The 16,285-nt window shown below is 48.6% G+C and carries 14 protein-coding genes; 1 reads left to right on the top strand and 13 read right to left on the bottom strand.

Features of this window, described 5'->3' with window-relative positions:
- Positions 1-15: 15 nt before the first annotated feature.
- From POREN0001_RS03445 to POREN0001_RS03385, 13 genes are all read right to left on the bottom strand, one after another.
- Positions 16-1,323, bottom strand: coding sequence for an acetyl-CoA hydrolase/transferase family protein (locus POREN0001_RS03445; protein WP_004333084.1), 1,308 nt, complete (start codon positions 1,321-1,323; stop codon positions 16-18).
- Between the two features lie 17 nt (positions 1,324-1,340).
- Positions 1,341-1,964, bottom strand: a complete 624-nt coding sequence (locus tag POREN0001_RS09010) for a hypothetical protein (protein WP_004333043.1) — start codon at positions 1,962-1,964, stop codon at positions 1,341-1,343.
- A gap of 30 nt (positions 1,965-1,994) precedes the next feature.
- Complete coding sequence (locus POREN0001_RS03435) at positions 1,995-3,038, bottom strand: FAD:protein FMN transferase (RefSeq protein WP_004333117.1); 1,044 nt, start codon at positions 3,036-3,038, stop codon at positions 1,995-1,997.
- Positions 3,035-4,018, bottom strand: a complete 984-nt coding sequence (locus POREN0001_RS03430) for a glycosyltransferase family 2 protein (protein ID WP_004333103.1) — start codon at positions 4,016-4,018, stop codon at positions 3,035-3,037. Before POREN0001_RS03430 ends, POREN0001_RS03435 begins: the two co-directional genes overlap by 4 nt.
- A 99-nt stretch (positions 4,019-4,117) precedes the next feature.
- Complete coding sequence (locus tag POREN0001_RS03425) at positions 4,118-5,197, bottom strand: SPFH domain-containing protein (RefSeq protein ID WP_004333118.1); 1,080 nt, start codon at positions 5,195-5,197, stop codon at positions 4,118-4,120.
- Between the two features lie 28 nt (positions 5,198-5,225).
- The gene (locus POREN0001_RS03420) at positions 5,226-5,663 is read right to left on the bottom strand and encodes an NfeD family protein (protein WP_004333148.1); all 438 of its coding nucleotides are present in this window, start codon (positions 5,661-5,663) and stop codon (positions 5,226-5,228) included.
- A gap of 9 nt (positions 5,664-5,672) precedes the next feature.
- Positions 5,673-6,971: an MFS transporter gene (locus POREN0001_RS03415; RefSeq protein WP_004333013.1), complete on the bottom strand. Its 1,299-nt coding sequence runs from the start codon at positions 6,969-6,971 to the stop codon at positions 5,673-5,675.
- Between the two features lie 150 nt (positions 6,972-7,121).
- Positions 7,122-8,522 carry a DUF4270 domain-containing protein gene (locus tag POREN0001_RS03410; RefSeq protein WP_083797828.1) on the bottom strand — a complete coding sequence of 467 codons (1,401 nt, stop codon included), beginning with the start codon at positions 8,520-8,522 and terminating at the stop codon, positions 7,122-7,124.
- Positions 8,523-8,627: 105 nt separating this feature from the next.
- The gene (locus POREN0001_RS03405; RefSeq protein ID WP_004333033.1) at positions 8,628-9,440 is read right to left on the bottom strand and encodes a glycogen/starch synthase; all 813 of its coding nucleotides are present in this window, start codon (positions 9,438-9,440) and stop codon (positions 8,628-8,630) included.
- 226 nt (positions 9,441-9,666) lie between these two features.
- A complete protein-coding gene (locus POREN0001_RS03400; protein WP_004333088.1) occupies positions 9,667-10,059 on the bottom strand; it encodes a hypothetical protein in 393 nt (130 codons plus the stop codon).
- Positions 10,060-10,163: 104 nt separating this feature from the next.
- Positions 10,164-10,556, bottom strand: a complete 393-nt coding sequence (locus tag POREN0001_RS03395; RefSeq protein WP_040580425.1) for a hypothetical protein — start codon at positions 10,554-10,556, stop codon at positions 10,164-10,166.
- 241 nt (positions 10,557-10,797) lie between these two features.
- Entirely contained in the window at positions 10,798-11,370 is a 573-nt protein-coding gene (locus POREN0001_RS03390) for a hypothetical protein (RefSeq protein WP_004333003.1), read from the bottom strand.
- Between the two features lie 7 nt (positions 11,371-11,377).
- Entirely contained in the window at positions 11,378-12,364 is a 987-nt protein-coding gene (locus POREN0001_RS03385; protein ID WP_004333143.1) for a cation diffusion facilitator family transporter, read from the bottom strand.
- Positions 12,365-12,718: 354 nt separating this feature from the next.
- On the opposite strand from POREN0001_RS03385, the gene POREN0001_RS03380 reads away from it, so the two are divergent.
- Complete coding sequence (locus tag POREN0001_RS03380; protein ID WP_169307827.1) at positions 12,719-16,279, top strand: leucine-rich repeat protein; 3,561 nt, start codon at positions 12,719-12,721, stop codon at positions 16,277-16,279.
- The last annotated feature ends 6 nt before the right edge of the window (positions 16,280-16,285 follow it).

The following is a 16,285-nucleotide window of genomic DNA, read 5'->3' as shown; positions in this document are numbered from 1 at the left end:
AGCCGAAAAGGGCGACTACTTACGGAGGTAGGGGAACATGCGACGTGCAGCCTCTTCTAGCTCCTCACGGAAGTCGGGGTGCGCAATGGATATAAGAGCAAGAGCGCGCTCCGCCACCGTTTTACCACGCAAACGCGCGATACCAAACTCCGTTACGATGTAATCGACTTCGTTGCGACCGGTCGTTACCACAGAACCCTCTTTGAGGACGGGAACAATGCGTGACAATTCGCCTCCGCGCGCTGTTGAGGGCATGGCTATAATGCTGATACCTCCCTTAGAACGCTTGGCTCCGCGAAGAAAGTCCACCTGCCCTCCCGATCCACTGAATAGAGAATAGCCAATGCTCTCCGCTGTAAGTTGCCCCGTAAGATCCACTTCGATACAAGAATTGATGGAGACGATATTATCGTTTTCACCAATAACATAGGGGTCGTTGGTGTAATCCACCGGATACATGGCAACGTCTTCGTTCCCTTGGAGGAACTTGTACAACTCTTGAGAACCAAAGGTAAAGGCAGAGACCACCTTGCCGGGCAAGAGCGTTTTTGCCTTACCATTGATAATGCCCTTCTGCATGAGTTTCATCACACCATCGGTAAACATCTCGGTGTGAATACCCAAGTCTTTGCGGTCGTGCAGGTTGTTGAGAACGGCGTCGGGGATAGCCCCAATACCGAGCTGTAGGGTAGCTCCATCGCCAATAAGAGAGGCACAATACTCCCCAATCTTAGCCTCCACAGGGCCAACGGCTCCCCCGGGCACTGTTACGAGAGGCGCATCTTCTTCGATAATATAATCGAGACGCTCTACGGGCACTGCGGTATCTCCGCCCAAGAAAGGCATCTGTTTATTAAGAATCCCCACTACCACCTGTGCCTTATCTACGGCAGCACGAGAGTAGTCGCACGATACCCCCAGAGAGCAAACGCCCTCAGCATTGGGGCGAGAGAGCTGTACTACAGCTACGTCCACGGGGTAGAATCCCTCTTTGAGCAGAGCCGGCACCTCATGGAAGTGACAGGGCAAGAAGTCGAGCAGGCCCTCTTTGTAGGCAGTACGCGATTGCTTGTCCATAAAGTTGATCATGGGGTGTACCTTCTCTTTCATCTCGGGCAAGAGATAGAGAGCCTTCCCGAAGTAAAGTACGTGGAAGAGATTGATATGGGGCATGGTTTCGCGCTGTGCGTACATGGCCTCGATGTAGAGATCTACATGAGCTGCCCCGCTCCCAATTACTACGTTTGCGCCCTCAAAAAGCGAGCGGCGCACTGCCTCTTCGGCAGAAACAAGGTGTTCTTTGTAATGGTTTTGCCAATTCATATCGTTAAGAAATGGATTTATTTCGTTGTAATAAGCACGTTTGCTCCGGGCATTCCCTCGGCAATATAGCGTTCGAATTCCTCCTTACTTTTGGTGGTAAAGTAACTCCGATCGCATACCGCAAGGAAGGTCAAAGGCTCCTTATCCAACACCCAACCGAGCAATTCTGCAATGGAGGGGTCATTGGGTAGAGCGAAGTACTCTTCGTAAGAGAGGTTGAGGAAGGCCGTGTGAAGCCCTACCCCACGCCGATCGACAAGGTAACCTCCATCCAAAAGTAGAGGTGTGAGGAAAGCTCCGGGTTTCCCCAAATCGTAGCGAGAGGGGTAACTAACAACGGTAGAGCCATCAGCGGATAGCTGGATAGGTACCAACTCTCGATAGTCTCCGCGAGTCTTGTAAATAACAATGGGGGCTTGGGCAGCCGCAATAGGGCGTCCGGCACCGATTCTGTCCGGCACAACCTGCCCGGGGGTATTATTATCCCCGGACTCTACCGGCATCCCAACATAGATAGACGAGGGCAACTCAGATTCCTTTTGATTCATCTCTTGCTTTTTCTTTGTAGAACAAGCCCCTAGCAAGGTCACTCCCAAGAGGAGAGCTACCATCGGAAGCAATAGATTCTTTTTATTTTTCATACGAATAGTGGATACAAATTTGAGTAAGGATTATTGTTGATCCGGAGGGAAATTGGCACTGCGACGCACCTCATAAGCGGACTTTGCTCCTCGGGGAGAGGCAACAATCAGGAGGTACTCCACGGAGGGGATAGCGCGAAGCATTTTCTCGGCACGCTCTGCCCCTAGAGCCATAGCCGCTGTGGCCAAAGCATCAGCCCGGTAGCAATCGGGATGCAGGATGGTGGCACTCAGCACATCGGTCTCGGCAGGCCGCCCCGTGTGTGGGTCTATGGTGTGGGCATAGAGAGAGCCATCTTCGCGCACTTTGAAGTTACGGTAATTACCCGAAGTAGCCACTCCGCCTCGCTCTCCCGGTAGGTCTATGATCATTTCATACTCTTCGTAATGCTCCAGCCCTGTGCTATCAAGGCTCGGTTTATTGATGCCGATACGCCAAGGTTTCCCCTCGGGATTTACTCCTCCATAGGCAATCTCTCCCCCAATCTCTACCATATAATCTCGGATCCCTTTAGCACGAAGAGCACGAGCCACATAATCGGACGCCATCCCTTTGGCAATGGAAGAGAAATCAATTTGCATCCTAGGGTCTGCTTTCTTGAGCGTATCACCACGGAGCGTTACCTTGTCGTAGCCCACAAAAGAGAGGATGCTATCAATGGCAGAAGCCGGTACCTCACCGTCCTTCCAAGGCGAAGGAGAAAAGCCAAAGCCCCACGCATTAACAAGGGGAGCCACTGTCACATCATAAAATCCTCCCGAGAGGCGACCATACTCCTGAGCTGCCGTCAGCAGTTCCACAAAGCCCTCGTTGACAAGCTCCGTACGGTTGTTGTTAATGGCATAGAGCAAGGAGGTTGAGTCGAAAGGGTTGGCGGTATAATTAAGTTCGTGCAAAGCCTGCTCCACCTCAAGGTGTGCCGAGGAGTCGGCTGCGTACTTCATGTGGTAGAGTGTATGAAAGACCTCGCCCATCTCACTGATGTAGGCAGGGCGAGAAGGCTTACAAGCCTGTAATTGCAGCAATAAAAGAAGCCCCAAGAAGGGTGCAAAACGCAAATGATTCGCTTTCATTCCTTACCAATTTCTTCCCTTATATTGTATTCGTTGCGGTTGCTATATTGCCGGCTTAGTAGCTCTCCCAAAAAGCCGGCGCAGAAGAGTTGTGTACCAATAATCATGGCAGCCAAGGCAATGTAAAAGTAGACTCTATCGGTCACAAGAGGTGCCGGAATCCCCCGCGAGAGGGCTACAAACTTAGTCACAAGCACCACAATGAGTGCAATCATCCCAATTAAGAAAACCAAGCTCCCCCAGAAACCAAAAAAGTGCATCGGCTTACGACCAAAACGAGAAGTAAACCAAAGGGTAAGCAGGTCTAGGTAGCCATTGAAATAGCGATCCCAGCCGAACTTAGAGACCCCGTACTTGCGTTTCGTATGCACCACGGGCTTCTCCGTAATACGTGTAAAGCCGGCATTTTTCGCCAAATAGGGGATATAGCGGTGCATGTCGTTGTAGAGCTCGATACTTTTTACCACCTCGTGGCGGTAAGCCTTGAGCCCACAATTGAAGTCGTGCAGGTTGCGAATCCCCGAAACGCGCCGTGCCGTGGCATTGAACAACTTGCTGGGGAGGTTTTTGCTCAGCACTGGGTCGTACCGTTTTTTCTTCCATCCGCTGACCAAGTCGTAGCCCTCCTCGGTGATGAGGCGGCACATCTCGGGCAGCTCCTCAGGCTGGTCCTGCAAATCGGCATCGAGAGTACACACAATCCGTCCGCGCGCTCGGGCAAAACCGCATTGCAAGCCGGGCGACTTTCCATAGTTGCGAGCAAAGCGAAGCGCACGCACCTCGGGGTATTCGGCTGCAAGACGCTCAATCTCGCGCCACGAGCCATCAGTGCTACCATCATCCACAAAAATCACTTCGTAGCTGTAGTGAGCAGAAATCATCGCTTGGCGGATGCGACTATGCAACTCGCGAAGCGACTCCTCTTCGTTGTAGAGAGGAATGACCAAAGAGACCTCTACAGGATATTCCTTATCAGGCATAGAATGGTACAAAAAGCTGCCCACTCTCCTAGAGCCTATTGTCTCCCAAAGGGAAAAAACGGGAGACGAACCTCGGAGGTGGGCAAATGGATTATTCTTTTAGAAATCTAGTGGGTCTGATACTGGCATTGTAGTGGGTTTCGGAGTTGCAGGAGGCATGTTCTTTACCTCCTTAACAAGGGGAGCCAAGGGACTTTTTACCCCGCCGACAATATCTTTGATACCCCCAATGGCAGAGAGGATGCCCGTAGCCTCGAAGGGTAGGTAGACAACCTTGTCGCTCTTGCTGGTACCCATCGTTCCCAAAACTTCGAGATAACGCATGGCTATAAGGTACTGAGCGGGGTCTGCTCCGGAGGCACCTACGGCATTCGTAATACGGCGAATGGCTTCGGCTTCTCCCTCAGCACGGAGTATCTTTGCCTGCTTTTCTGCCTCGGCAGCAAGGATCTCGGCTTGGCGAGCCCCCTCAGCATGGTTGATAGACTCCTGCATTTTACCTTCCGACTCACGGATAACCGCTTCCTTTTGCCCCTCGGCTGTGAGGATTTGGGCACGCTTATCACGCTCGGCACGCATCTGCTTCTCCATGGCATCGCGGATGTCTCGGGGAGGATTGATATCCTGCAACTCTACACGATTGACCTTAACGCCCCACTTATTGGTGGCCTCATCGAGAATATCGCGCAACTTACTATTGATCGTATCTCGGCTGGTAAGAGTCTCGTCGAGGTCCATTTCTCCGATAACATTACGCAAACTCGTCTGCGTAAGCATCTCAATAGCCACAGGCAAATTGCTAATCTCATACATAGCTCGCATGGGATCTACAATTTGGAAGTAGAGTATGGCATTGATCTCTGTTACCACATTGTCGCGTGTAATCACACTCTGGCGGGCAAAGTCGTATACGGTCTCTCGCAAATCGATATGGGTGATGCTGCTAAAGCGTACTACGGGAGTACCCTTAGAGCTTTGTAGCGTATAACGCCAAGTCATCGGGCGCGCCTTGTCAATAAAAGGCATGATGATATTAACCCCCGAAGAGAGCGTTTTGTGATAGCGACCTAGTCGCTCGATAATCACCGTTTCACTCTGTTGGACAATCGTAAGCCCCTTAGAGATGAAGAAAATAACGAGCAATAAAATAGCTCCTACTACTATAAGCGTACTACTCATATATGTGTGTATTTATTAGGATATGAAACTAACTCTCGAAAGGTTCTACGACAAGTACAATACTATCGTAGCTCACCACCTTTACAAAAACATCTTGGGGAATCTCTAAATCTTCGGCGAGCACCACCGCGGGCCACTCGTCTCCATCAATAGCAACGCGCCCTCCTTGCCGAGAAGAAACCTCTCGCACAACTCTTGCCTTTTTGCCGATAAGCGCATCCATCCCCGTAGTGGGGGTTTTCTTATTCTTAGATAGTCTCTGGAGCAAAGGACGCAACAGAAAAAGAGCCAGCAAACTACCCAACGCAAAGACAACGACCTGCCAAACAATCCCTAACCCCAGTAAGGCCGGGATACACGCCACCAAAGCACCGGCACCAAAGCAAGCCAAAACAAAGCCGGGAGTGATGATCTCAGCGGCAAAAAGCAGGATAGAGGCTATAAACCAAATAAGTGCAGCATTCATTGTTATCTGTTATTTGTGTTCTACCTTCTTGGGCTTCGCTCCTTGGCGATCGCCCTCGTAGCGGAAAAATATCCAGAAAAGAATCGTGATCACAAGGGCATAGGCAGCAAAGAAATACCAGCTGGTAGCCCACCCTTCGAGACGCACTACGGCATCGTGCTCACTCTCCACAAAATAATTAACGACCCACTGCGCCCCCAACGTGCCGATGGTGGCTCCAATACCATTAGTCATGAGTATAAAAAGGCCCTGTGCGCTCGATCGCATACTACTATCCGTCTCACGATCGACAAATAGAGAGCCGGATACGTTGAAGAAGTCGAATGCCATCCCGTAGACAATCATGCTGAGGACGAAAAGCCAGAGCCCTCCGCTTGGATTCCCGGCACCGAGGAGCGAGAAACGAAGCACCCAACAAATCATGGCAATCAGCATCACTCGCTTGATACCGAGGCGACGAAGGAGGAACGGAATGAGTAGGATACAAAGAGTTTCGGAGATCTGAGAGAGGGAGATAAGCATGTTAGAATGTTTTACCCCAAAAGCCTCGGCATACTGCGGAAGCTCCCCAAAGGCACCCAGATAGGGGTTGGCAAAACCATTGGTAATCTGCAAATTGATCCCGAGTAGCATCGAAAAGAGGAAGAAAAGCGCCATCTTAGGCTCACGGAAGAGCGTGAAAGCCTTGAGCCCGAAAGCCTCGGAGAGACTTTTCTTCTCGCCTCGAGGAGCTGTAGGGCAGTGGGGCAAGAAGAAAGAGTAGAGGAAAAAGAGAATCCCTATCCCTCCCGAGAGGAGGAACTGCAGGGGCGTATCCTGGAAACCGAGGGCGCCCACCGCCAGCATACTCACGATAAAACCGATGGTACCAAAGATACGAATGGGAGGGAATGCCTTCACAATATCTTCGCCGGCCTGCTCCAAACCGGAATAAGCCACCGAATTACTCAGAGCCAACGTAGGCATATAAAAGGCAACACTGAGCGTATAAAGAGGGAAAAGTGCAGAAAAAGTAGGAGCATCCCCCAGCGATTGTGCTACATAAGAGAGAGCAATCATGGCACCACCGGCGATGACATGACAGAGCCCCAATAGGCGTTGAGCAGGGATCCAGCGGTCTGCAACAATCCCCATAAGAGCCGGCATAAAGATGGAGACAATACCTTGGATGGAATAAAAAATACCGATTTTATCCCCCAAGCCATGCGTACCCAAATAACGCCCCATAGAGATAAGATAAGCCCCCCAAACGGCAAATTGGAGGAAATTCATAACGATAAGTTTGAGGCGAAGGTTTACGTTTTTCATCGTGCTCTATCTCTTGTTTTTGTCAAGTGCTACTCTCTTTTGTATTCAAACGTCATCTCTCAATGCGAAGCAAAACTCCCCTCTCTAAAAATACGAGTCTCCCATCGACACCTAAGCGGCAATCAAGGGAAGACTCGTCAAAGAGGTGGTTTACTCATAGGTCGTATGGATAATCCCCAAACGTATCTTGCTCTTATCTAACTTAATACGCACCCCGGAAGGGAATAAGTAATGCGCCACCCCTGTAACGCTGGAGGACGAAGAGCCTGCTTTCCCTCCCTCTAGGCTTACAGGCACAAGTAGCAAGCGAAGGGGTTCCTTTATCTCTATAGAAGAAGCTGTCTCCGACTTATGATTCAAAACATGTCGGGTAATCAACTTACTGATGTTACTGAAATTGTACTGCCTAGACAAGACGCTGTACTCCGACGACAAGAAAGCAATATCGGGTTGTGTGAGGTGCGATTGCCCTGTTTCGAAGAAGTTCTTTACAGAGTCGGCAGGTAGCAGCAAAAGATACTTCGGCGGCTGCAATACGGTACGCCCATGGGCAGGGATGTCTACAGGGAGGGTCAATTTGGCTTCATTAAAAAGCCTCTTGGTCTTTTGGTTCCAGCCGGACTTCACCACCTTATTGAGGTCTTCTGTAGTGAGCGTAAGCTCCGTTGCCAACCCCAATGGCGAGGTAATGAAACTATATGTGCTGTTGGGCTTCAAGAGCTCATCCCTATTGGCATGATCGAATTGCTGCGAGAGATAGAGCTGATTGGTATTGGCAAAGCGATACGAAGCTCGCTTGTGGTGTATAGAGTCTGCCTTACCATCTGCCGTTTTGCCCTTAGCCGTATACGTATAGTAGATAAGCAATGCCGTACTATAGACGCTAAGCATGCAGCCCGACCCCGTAGAGGCTTCCACATAAATCCCCCTCAAGAGGTTTTCTTCAAAGGCTTTCTGATTGTCGAAATACTCGGGATGCTGTACAGAGGCATCGTAGAAACGCTGACCAATCTCCCTATCTACAGGGATATAGGCGTAATGATCTCCTATCTTATTTCCTGCCTTGTAGCTCCCACTACCCAGACGTTTAGCCCCTTCGAGATAGGGTTGAATGTTTCCGGAGTAGTGACTATCCGGGAGGGGCTTTGTAACCTCATAAATAGAGGCCTTTGCCCACAAAGTGCTATCGCCTGCCCACGAGGAATAACTAATCTCTACTAGGACGGAGTCTATTTTCTTACCCTCAGGCTCATGTGCAAACTTGAAGCCCGGAGCATGACGCAAGCGCGTAATATACGACGAACGCAAGTCCCCAAAAAGAGGATCGCTAAGCTGCCCCAAAAGCGTATAAGTGGAGCGTGAGTAGATACTCGGCACCTCCACCGTTTGAGCACTCAGTAGAAATGTATCTGACTTTGCCGTAAGCGCTTCATCTTTCGGCTGTGTAGTAAAACCCACTTTGGAGGCATTGTCGTTGCAACCCGCAAAGACAGAAGCTCCGATGGCGAAAGCTGCCAAGGCAGCCCAGAATGATTGTTTTATTATCCTCATCTATATAATAGATAACTGACCTACTCCCCTACCACACTTTCTCCCACAGCGGAGAGGACGAAACAGAGAGAGGGTACTATTTCGGCTGCTAAGATAAGATATTTCTTACTGCAAAAGGCTATTATAGAATTGGCGATAATCATCGGCCTGCTCTTTCTGCATGCCGGGATATGACAAAATAGGCTTACCGAGCTGCTTTGCATACTTGGCAGAGGTCCATTTCCCGGCCTCTTCTGCAGGCAATATCACACCATCGCTATAATTTATCGCAATGCGGCGGAGAGCTTCGGGGTCGTAGGCTCCTTGCAGCGGAGCCACCCAATCGCCTTTGAGATTATCGAACGCCAGTATATCAAAAAGCTTCTCTGTAATATCTCCTGTTACCTCTGTATCAAAGGGCGTGTAAACCACTTTAGCCTTGCCAATATCGGGGTCGTCTTTGTAGAGCGTGTGCAGATACAAGGGGGCAAGAGCGGCAAACCACCCCGTACAATGGATGATATCGGGGATCCAGCGCAATCTCTTGATAGCCTCAAATACCCCTCGGAAGAAGAATATAGAGCGCTCTGCAGTGTCGTTGCCATACTTTTCCTCTATCCCAAACTGGCTCTTACGTTGGAAAAACTCCTTATTATCTATGAAGTAAACTTGGATGCGAGTTTGAGGTACCGATGCCACCTTGATGAGTAACTGACAATCTGTATCGTTGACAATGATATTGATACCCGAAAGACGAATCACCTCATGCAACTGATGGCGACGCTCATTAATCGTTCCATACTTAGGCATAAAAACGCGCACATCATCCCCTGCTTCTTGCACGATTTGGGGGAGCAAGCGAGCAAAAGATCCCATTGGGGTTTCGTCTAAGTAAGGGGTAATCTCCTGAGCTATGTAGAGTATTTTTTTCTGTTCCATAAGCTATAGGCTCATCTGATTTATTGCAAAGATACGAAAAACCTACGTGGAAAACTTTGCCCCTCTAGGGGAGCTTTTAGCCTCTAGGATGCTAAACGGCAAGCCACACCTCCGCTTATGCGTATTCAAGCCTCGCTCTCTTTCCTTCCCTTTTGGGCAAGAAAAAGGGTGCAGGGAGGCTCTCTTTGCCTCGCACTGCACCCTCAGAGATTTATATACTACTAGGTTACTCTTTCGGCTCGGGCCTAGTAGCAATAAAGGCTTTTATAAGCATGAAAATGGAAGCAAATACCATCAGAACAGGTACTGCAATCCAGAACGCACGTGTGGAATAAGACAAGCACACGAACGCCCCGGCAAAGGCCAACACATAGACAAAAAACAGGTCTCTCCAACGAGGGAGAATCACCTCTTTCTTCCTTTTCTTATCAATGAGAGCAAAGAGCCTTACTACCAAGAACATGAATATAGGAATCGTGGAGAGCCCCACCACTATCGCCATTAGGTTTGGCTCGCCTTCTGCGGAGTCTTTGTACCATAAACCGATAAAGAGAATAATAAGGAAATAGGGTAGAAATGTCCAAGTGTGCAGCTCGTAATTAATTTTCTTCTGTGCCATAACTACATTCTTTTGGTCTATTTATTTTACTACTCTCCTTTGGTATTCTTATTACTTGACGAAGAAATCGCTTTTGAGTCTTTATCTTCCTTATTTTTAATAGGTTACTCTTTCGGCTCGGGTCTAGTAGCAACAAAAGCTTTTATAAGCATGAAAATGCAAGCAAATAGCATCAGAACAGGTACTGCAACCCAGAACGCACGTGTGGAATGAGACAAGCACGTCAACGCCCCGGCAAAGCCCAACAGATAGACAAAAAACAGGTCTATCCAGCGAGGGAGAATCACCTCTTTCTTCCTTTTCTTGGCAATAAGAGCAAAGAGCCTCATCACCAAGAATGCGACTATAGGAAGCGTGGAGAGCCCTACCACTATCGCCATTAGATTCGGTTCTCCTTCCGCGGAGGCTTCGTACCAGGACCTAATCAAGGAGGCAATGAAAAGATAGGGGAGAAGTGTCCAAGTGAGCAGCTCGTAATTAATTTTCTTCTGTGCCATAACTATATTCTTTTAGTCTATTTATTTTTCTTCAGGCTGAGAATCCTCGCACGTTAGCAGCCTCAGAAGTGGCACTTTTTAGCGAGACTCTCAAATTTAGTTACAGCACAAATATAAACAAATTCGACTAATGAGCAAACATTTTCACCCAAGATCGAAACTACAAATGGCAAAAAGAAAATTATTTTGGAGTTATTTTATCCACGGAAGAAGAGGAGAGGATAGCCTTCTAGTGGCCTTTTTATCTCTCGTCGGAGGGGACAGAGGGTAGCCGAAGGGTGTAGGTAGCTCGGTAGCCTTGGGCGTCCGATATTTCAAGCGGAGCGAGAGACGTGGCAGAAACTAGCGGGAAAGGCTCTCCGAAACCACGTATTTCGTTCGCCACCCACAGGCTGATTGTTTGGAAAATATAGGGCAGAATAGAGGTCCCACTTTGCCCAGAAAAAGTTAAGAAATCAGGCAGGGTTTTGGTCGTCAATTCGACCTCGAGCAAACCGGTTAATCCCTGCCCCATATTTTGCTCATCGCTCTGGTACGTTAGACCCAGAGCGCAGTGAAGCGAAGGATCTTGTGCCAGCAGGTCGAGTTGCCCCATCACCTCTTGGTACAGTTGCTCCGCACGATCATCACTATAAATAATGGCAGGGAACTCTCCGTCGAAGCCATTTGCGACGAAGAACTCCTGCCATGGGAAGAAAGACAAAGCCGAAAAGAGGGAAAAGTTGGGAGCGTATATATTGTGCGAACCGAAGCCCACTTGCTCCTCCTCTTCCTCCAAAGGCTGTGTTGCACTAGGCGTTATGGGGGTGATCATACGGGCGTCAATCGCAGCAATGCTCCATACCGCAAGGGGTATCCGGAGCGTCCATCTCTATGGTAGCGTGCTGTACTCCGGCCTCTTTGGCAATCGCACGCACACGCTCTTTGAGGGCAAGCACCTCAGTAGGCGAGACGCAGCTCTCGGGATTGAATACCACATGGATGGTAAGCACATGTAGTTCGCCATCGATACTCCAAAGGTGCACATCGTGAGTAGACAAGACCTCAGGCACTTCTGCAATAGCCTGCTCCAATGCCGGCAAATCTATGTCCGTGGGCACACCTTGTAGGAATACTTTGAACGTACCAATAAGGGTGCGAACCACATTAAACAGCACCCAACAAGAGATAGCGATAGAGAGAATAGGGTCGAGAATCGGGAGGTGAACGAAAACCATTACCACACTGACGATCAAGACAGCAGCCCATCCCAACACATCCTCCAGGAGGTGAAGCATTACGGCTCGCTCATTAAACGAATGCCCTTTGCTTACTCTCAGTGCCGCAACTCCGTTTACAACCAATCCAACAACGGCGATAACGAGCATCCATCCGGCCTTAGGCTCTCCGGGTTCGATCAGGCGTTTTGCTGCCGCCGTCAAGACAAAGATAGAGCCCACAATCAGTACCACCGAGATAAAGAGGGCACCTAGAAGTGAAAAACGTTTATAGCCATAGCTAAAACGGGCATCGCGCCCTCGCTCGCTCAACTTCTGCAGATACCAAGCGACGCCCAGCGACAAAGCGTCCCCAAAGTCGTGTAAGGCATCGGAGAGTATCGCGATACTAGAAGTGAAGAAACCGCCTACGAGTTCGAAGAGAGCAAAGGAGATATTAAGCCAAAAAGCGACTTTGATATTACCTGTTGCGGAGTGGTGATGATGCCCGAGGGCATGGTGGTGCCCATGGTGATCGCCGTGCTTATGCTCATGAGCGTGCTCGTGATGATGCTCGTGACAATCGTGATGAATGTGTTTGTGTTCGTCCATACTACATCCTCCTTTCTGTGATTTCTATAGAGCACAAATATACAAATATTATAGACTCCTTGTCCTCTTCTACCTACTATTGGGTAAAATAAAATCCCCCAAACCCCTATCAGAAGAGGTACAGCGAATAAGGACAAAAGAGACTTTAGCACACAGAAAAAAGCATTTAGACAGAATTAGAAGACTCTCCCCTAGGATACAAAGCTACAAATCAACATAAAATCCTCAATAAAAAACAACTTATTTTAACCTTTGGCATAGAAAATACTCGTATATTTGGCACATTGTTTTAAGCAGGACTCCTGTCACAAAACAAGATCGATAAGGTTTTATTATTTACAGATGTTAGGATTTATGAGAAAGAAGATTCACTTACTCTTTGTCGCTCTATTCCTCTTCTCGCTATCGACGAGCTTGCTATGCGCACAGAATGGAGGAAGTTTCTCCTTAGAGATTCAAGCCGGAGAGTTGGCAAGCAAATTGCCAGCAAACAAAAATGAGGTTCAAGACCTAACCCTAAAAGGCTCGCTCAACACCAACGACCTTAGCGTGCTACGTACCCTCACGCAAATGAGTCGCTTAGATATGCGAGAGGCCACAATCGAAACCGGAGGAGATGGATACACCTCTACCTATTACCCCGGTCAAACATTACAAGTAGAAAAGCCTAATAGCCTTCCTAAAGCCCTATTTGCCGGGATAAAATCTCTCCAACGCATCCTACTCCCCTCCCAACTCGTAGAGATTGGCGATGGTGCTTTTAGAGCAAGTGGACTTACCTACATACAGCTCCCCGAAAGCGTAACCACCGTAGGCGAACATGCCTTTGCCGAATGCATCTCCCTCAGCAAGGCAAAACTTCATGCCAAACTTTCCAAAGTCGCTAAAGGGTTCTTTGAGGGGTGTAGTGCGCTAACCACCATACAGAGTAGCAAAATTACCGAAGTGGGGGACAATGCCTTCCGGGGATGTAAAGCCCTCAAGTTCACCCTTTCAGGCGGAGCAACTCGTGTCGGCGACAACGCATTCCAAGGATGCGAAAGCCTCGAAATCGCTTACCTTACCAATACTGTTACCTACCTCGGCAACCACGCTTTCGATGGCTGTAGCTCGCTTTCGATGATTTTCATCAAATCGAATATCGAAACATTGGGCGAATACATTTTTGCCAATTGTCCCAAGCTCGTGAACATCAATACCCCCTACGACTTCACGAAACTCTCCAAAGGAATGTTTGCTCAATGTAACGCTCTCAAAGAAGTATGGCTTGGAAGCGGACTCACGGAGATTGATGCTGCCGCCTTTGAAAACTGTACAGCCCTCACCTCTTTCCGTATAGATAACCCATCGGCACCTATGGTTGATGCAACCGCCTTCGCAGGCATTAACCGTAGTGGCGTAGAACTCCTCATCCCCAACGGCAAAAGTGCCATATATAGTGCCAACGATCAATGGAAAAATTTCCAAGTTAAGGAACTCGCTTTGGGCGACAATGGTATAAAAGTTGTCACAATCCACCAAAAGAGTGGCACAAGCAAGGGGCTCAAAGTGGGTATACGCACCACTCTCCCCCTCACCTTTAACCTCGGCAATGGCTCTATCGTCAAAAAAGCTCCCGGCACATACAGTAGTGGTAGAAAGCAAATAGACTGCACCAATGGAGGGAAAACGGTAGACCTCTTATCCATGCCTTCCGCTCTTCGAGATCTTATCATCAACGACCTTGATGGCAATGATATAGAGCATATCACCTTCAACACCCCCGAGCTAGACTACCTCTGGCTTACCGGTAGCCAGATCACCTCTTTGGATCTCACGAAGATGCCTAAACTTCGTCAGCTCAACATCTACGACAACGTACTCCTAGAGGCTCTCGACCTTTCTCACAATCCCGATCTGACCTTCCTTGACATCTCGTTTGCGGAAAAGATCCAAAATCTCGATCTCTCCGCCACACCCAAACTCACGACACTCAAGGCTGCACAAACAAAGCTCTCAACTTGGGATCTCTCTAAGGTGCCTCTGCTTACAGAGCTAGATCTAAGCATGACCAAGATCCAATCGCTTGACCTCAGCGCACTCAGACAAATAAAACTGATCATGCTCCCCAAGTGCGAACTCGAACACATAACCTTCCCTACCGCACCGGATCTCAAAGAGGTTTTTATCAACGACAACAACCTCTCGGCAGACGAACTCAATGCCATCTACAAAGCACTGCCCCAACGAGATGCTGCCGATGAGGCGAAGATCTATATCAAGAACAATCCTGGTGCAGACACCTCTAACACGGGCCTTCTCAAGAGTAAAAATTGGGTGGCCGATATGGAGGGAACAGGGACAGACACCCCCGACCTCACCCAAGAAGCCATCTCTTTCTTTACAGCGAATAAGACCGTAAGCATTAACGTAATCAGTGCTAAAAACGAGACTCTATCTATTGACTGGGGCGATGGCTCGCACATTGAAAAAGCAACCGTAACCCAGGGTCTCCAGAAAAATCTCAAACACACTTTTGAAACGAGTACTCCCCAGCACGAAGTAAAGATCTATGGTGAAAGCATTACCACCCTTAGCACCTCTCTCTTCAACGTGCTTGGGCTAACCTACCTCGATGTAAGTCATTGCCTCACGTTGCAAAAGCTCGCTGTCCCCAATGGCAACGACCTCCTCTCCATCGACTTGAGCAAGAACAATGAGCTCACTCATATCGACCTCGCAGGATGTAAACTCAACGCCATTACATTGCCCGAAGACGGCACAAAAATTCAGGAACTTAAGCTATCGACCAACGATATAAAGGAACTAGTTCTGAAAGGGATGAGTGCCCTCGAAGTACTCAGTGCTCCGAGCAACAAACTCAAAGAAATCGACCTGACGCCCTGTCCTAAACTCAAAAAGATCAATCTAAATATCAATGGGTTGGAAAAGGTTGTCGGCCTCAAAGAGCTAAGCGAATTAACCGAACTGGATATTGCCAACAATACCTTGCCCTTCTCGATGCTACCTCCTCGCAAAAACATGACTTCCTATGTATATAGCCAATATTGGTACGATATACCTAGCGAATTGATCAAGGACTATACCATCGACCTCTCTGCCGAGTATATGGTACAAGGCATCACCGACCAACCCGAGCAGACCTCCTACAAGTGGTACATTCAGAAGACAATGACAGAGAAAGTAGAGGTGCCCCAAACCGCCTACACAGAACAAAATGGGGTATTTACCTTCAACGATACCCTCTTCCCCCAAGGCAGCGAAAAGGTCGAAATCTTCGTGCTTATGACAAACCCTTCATTCCCCGAGATCAACACAAAGAGCCAGGGGCTCCGTAGTGGATTCATCACCATGAAGCGCATTCATGTCGAAGGACCTTTAGATCCATCGAAGTTCGACACGAAATTTGAAGGCATCTACGAAAATGCGTTTGCCGAATCGAAGAATCTAATCGAGATCAAGCTCCCCAAAAACACAAAAGAGATCCGTCACAAAGCTTTCAGCAATTGTGCCAAACTCCAAGCCGTTGTGATCACAGCCCAGGTGGATAAACTCTCAGAAAAAGCCTTTGAAGATAGAGAGGGTCTCGTGATCTATGTGCCCACCGACGCCATCAAAAGCGAATTTGAAAAGATGGGGAAATTTGAAAAAACAAAGGTCGTAGTAGACAATGGCCCCGTGTCAAATAACACGATTACAGCCGATAGAGCCTACAGACTTGCTTTCGAAGAAGAAACCCTTATACTCTCTTCTCTAACAGCAGAGAGCCAAGAGGTCGCACTCTACGATCTCCAAGGGCACTCCATTGCCCGTACTATGCTTCCCGGCAATAGTATAATTCGCCTCACACTCCCTCAGAGCGGATGCTACGTACTCGCAATCCAAGGTGAGGTATCCAAAGTATTCATTCCCTAACATGCT

It is taken from the genome of Porphyromonas endodontalis ATCC 35406 (genome assembly GCF_000174815.1).
Taxonomy (GTDB): domain Bacteria; phylum Bacteroidota; class Bacteroidia; order Bacteroidales; family Porphyromonadaceae; genus Porphyromonas; species Porphyromonas endodontalis.
This window is presented reverse-complemented; position numbering and strand designations above follow the sequence as displayed.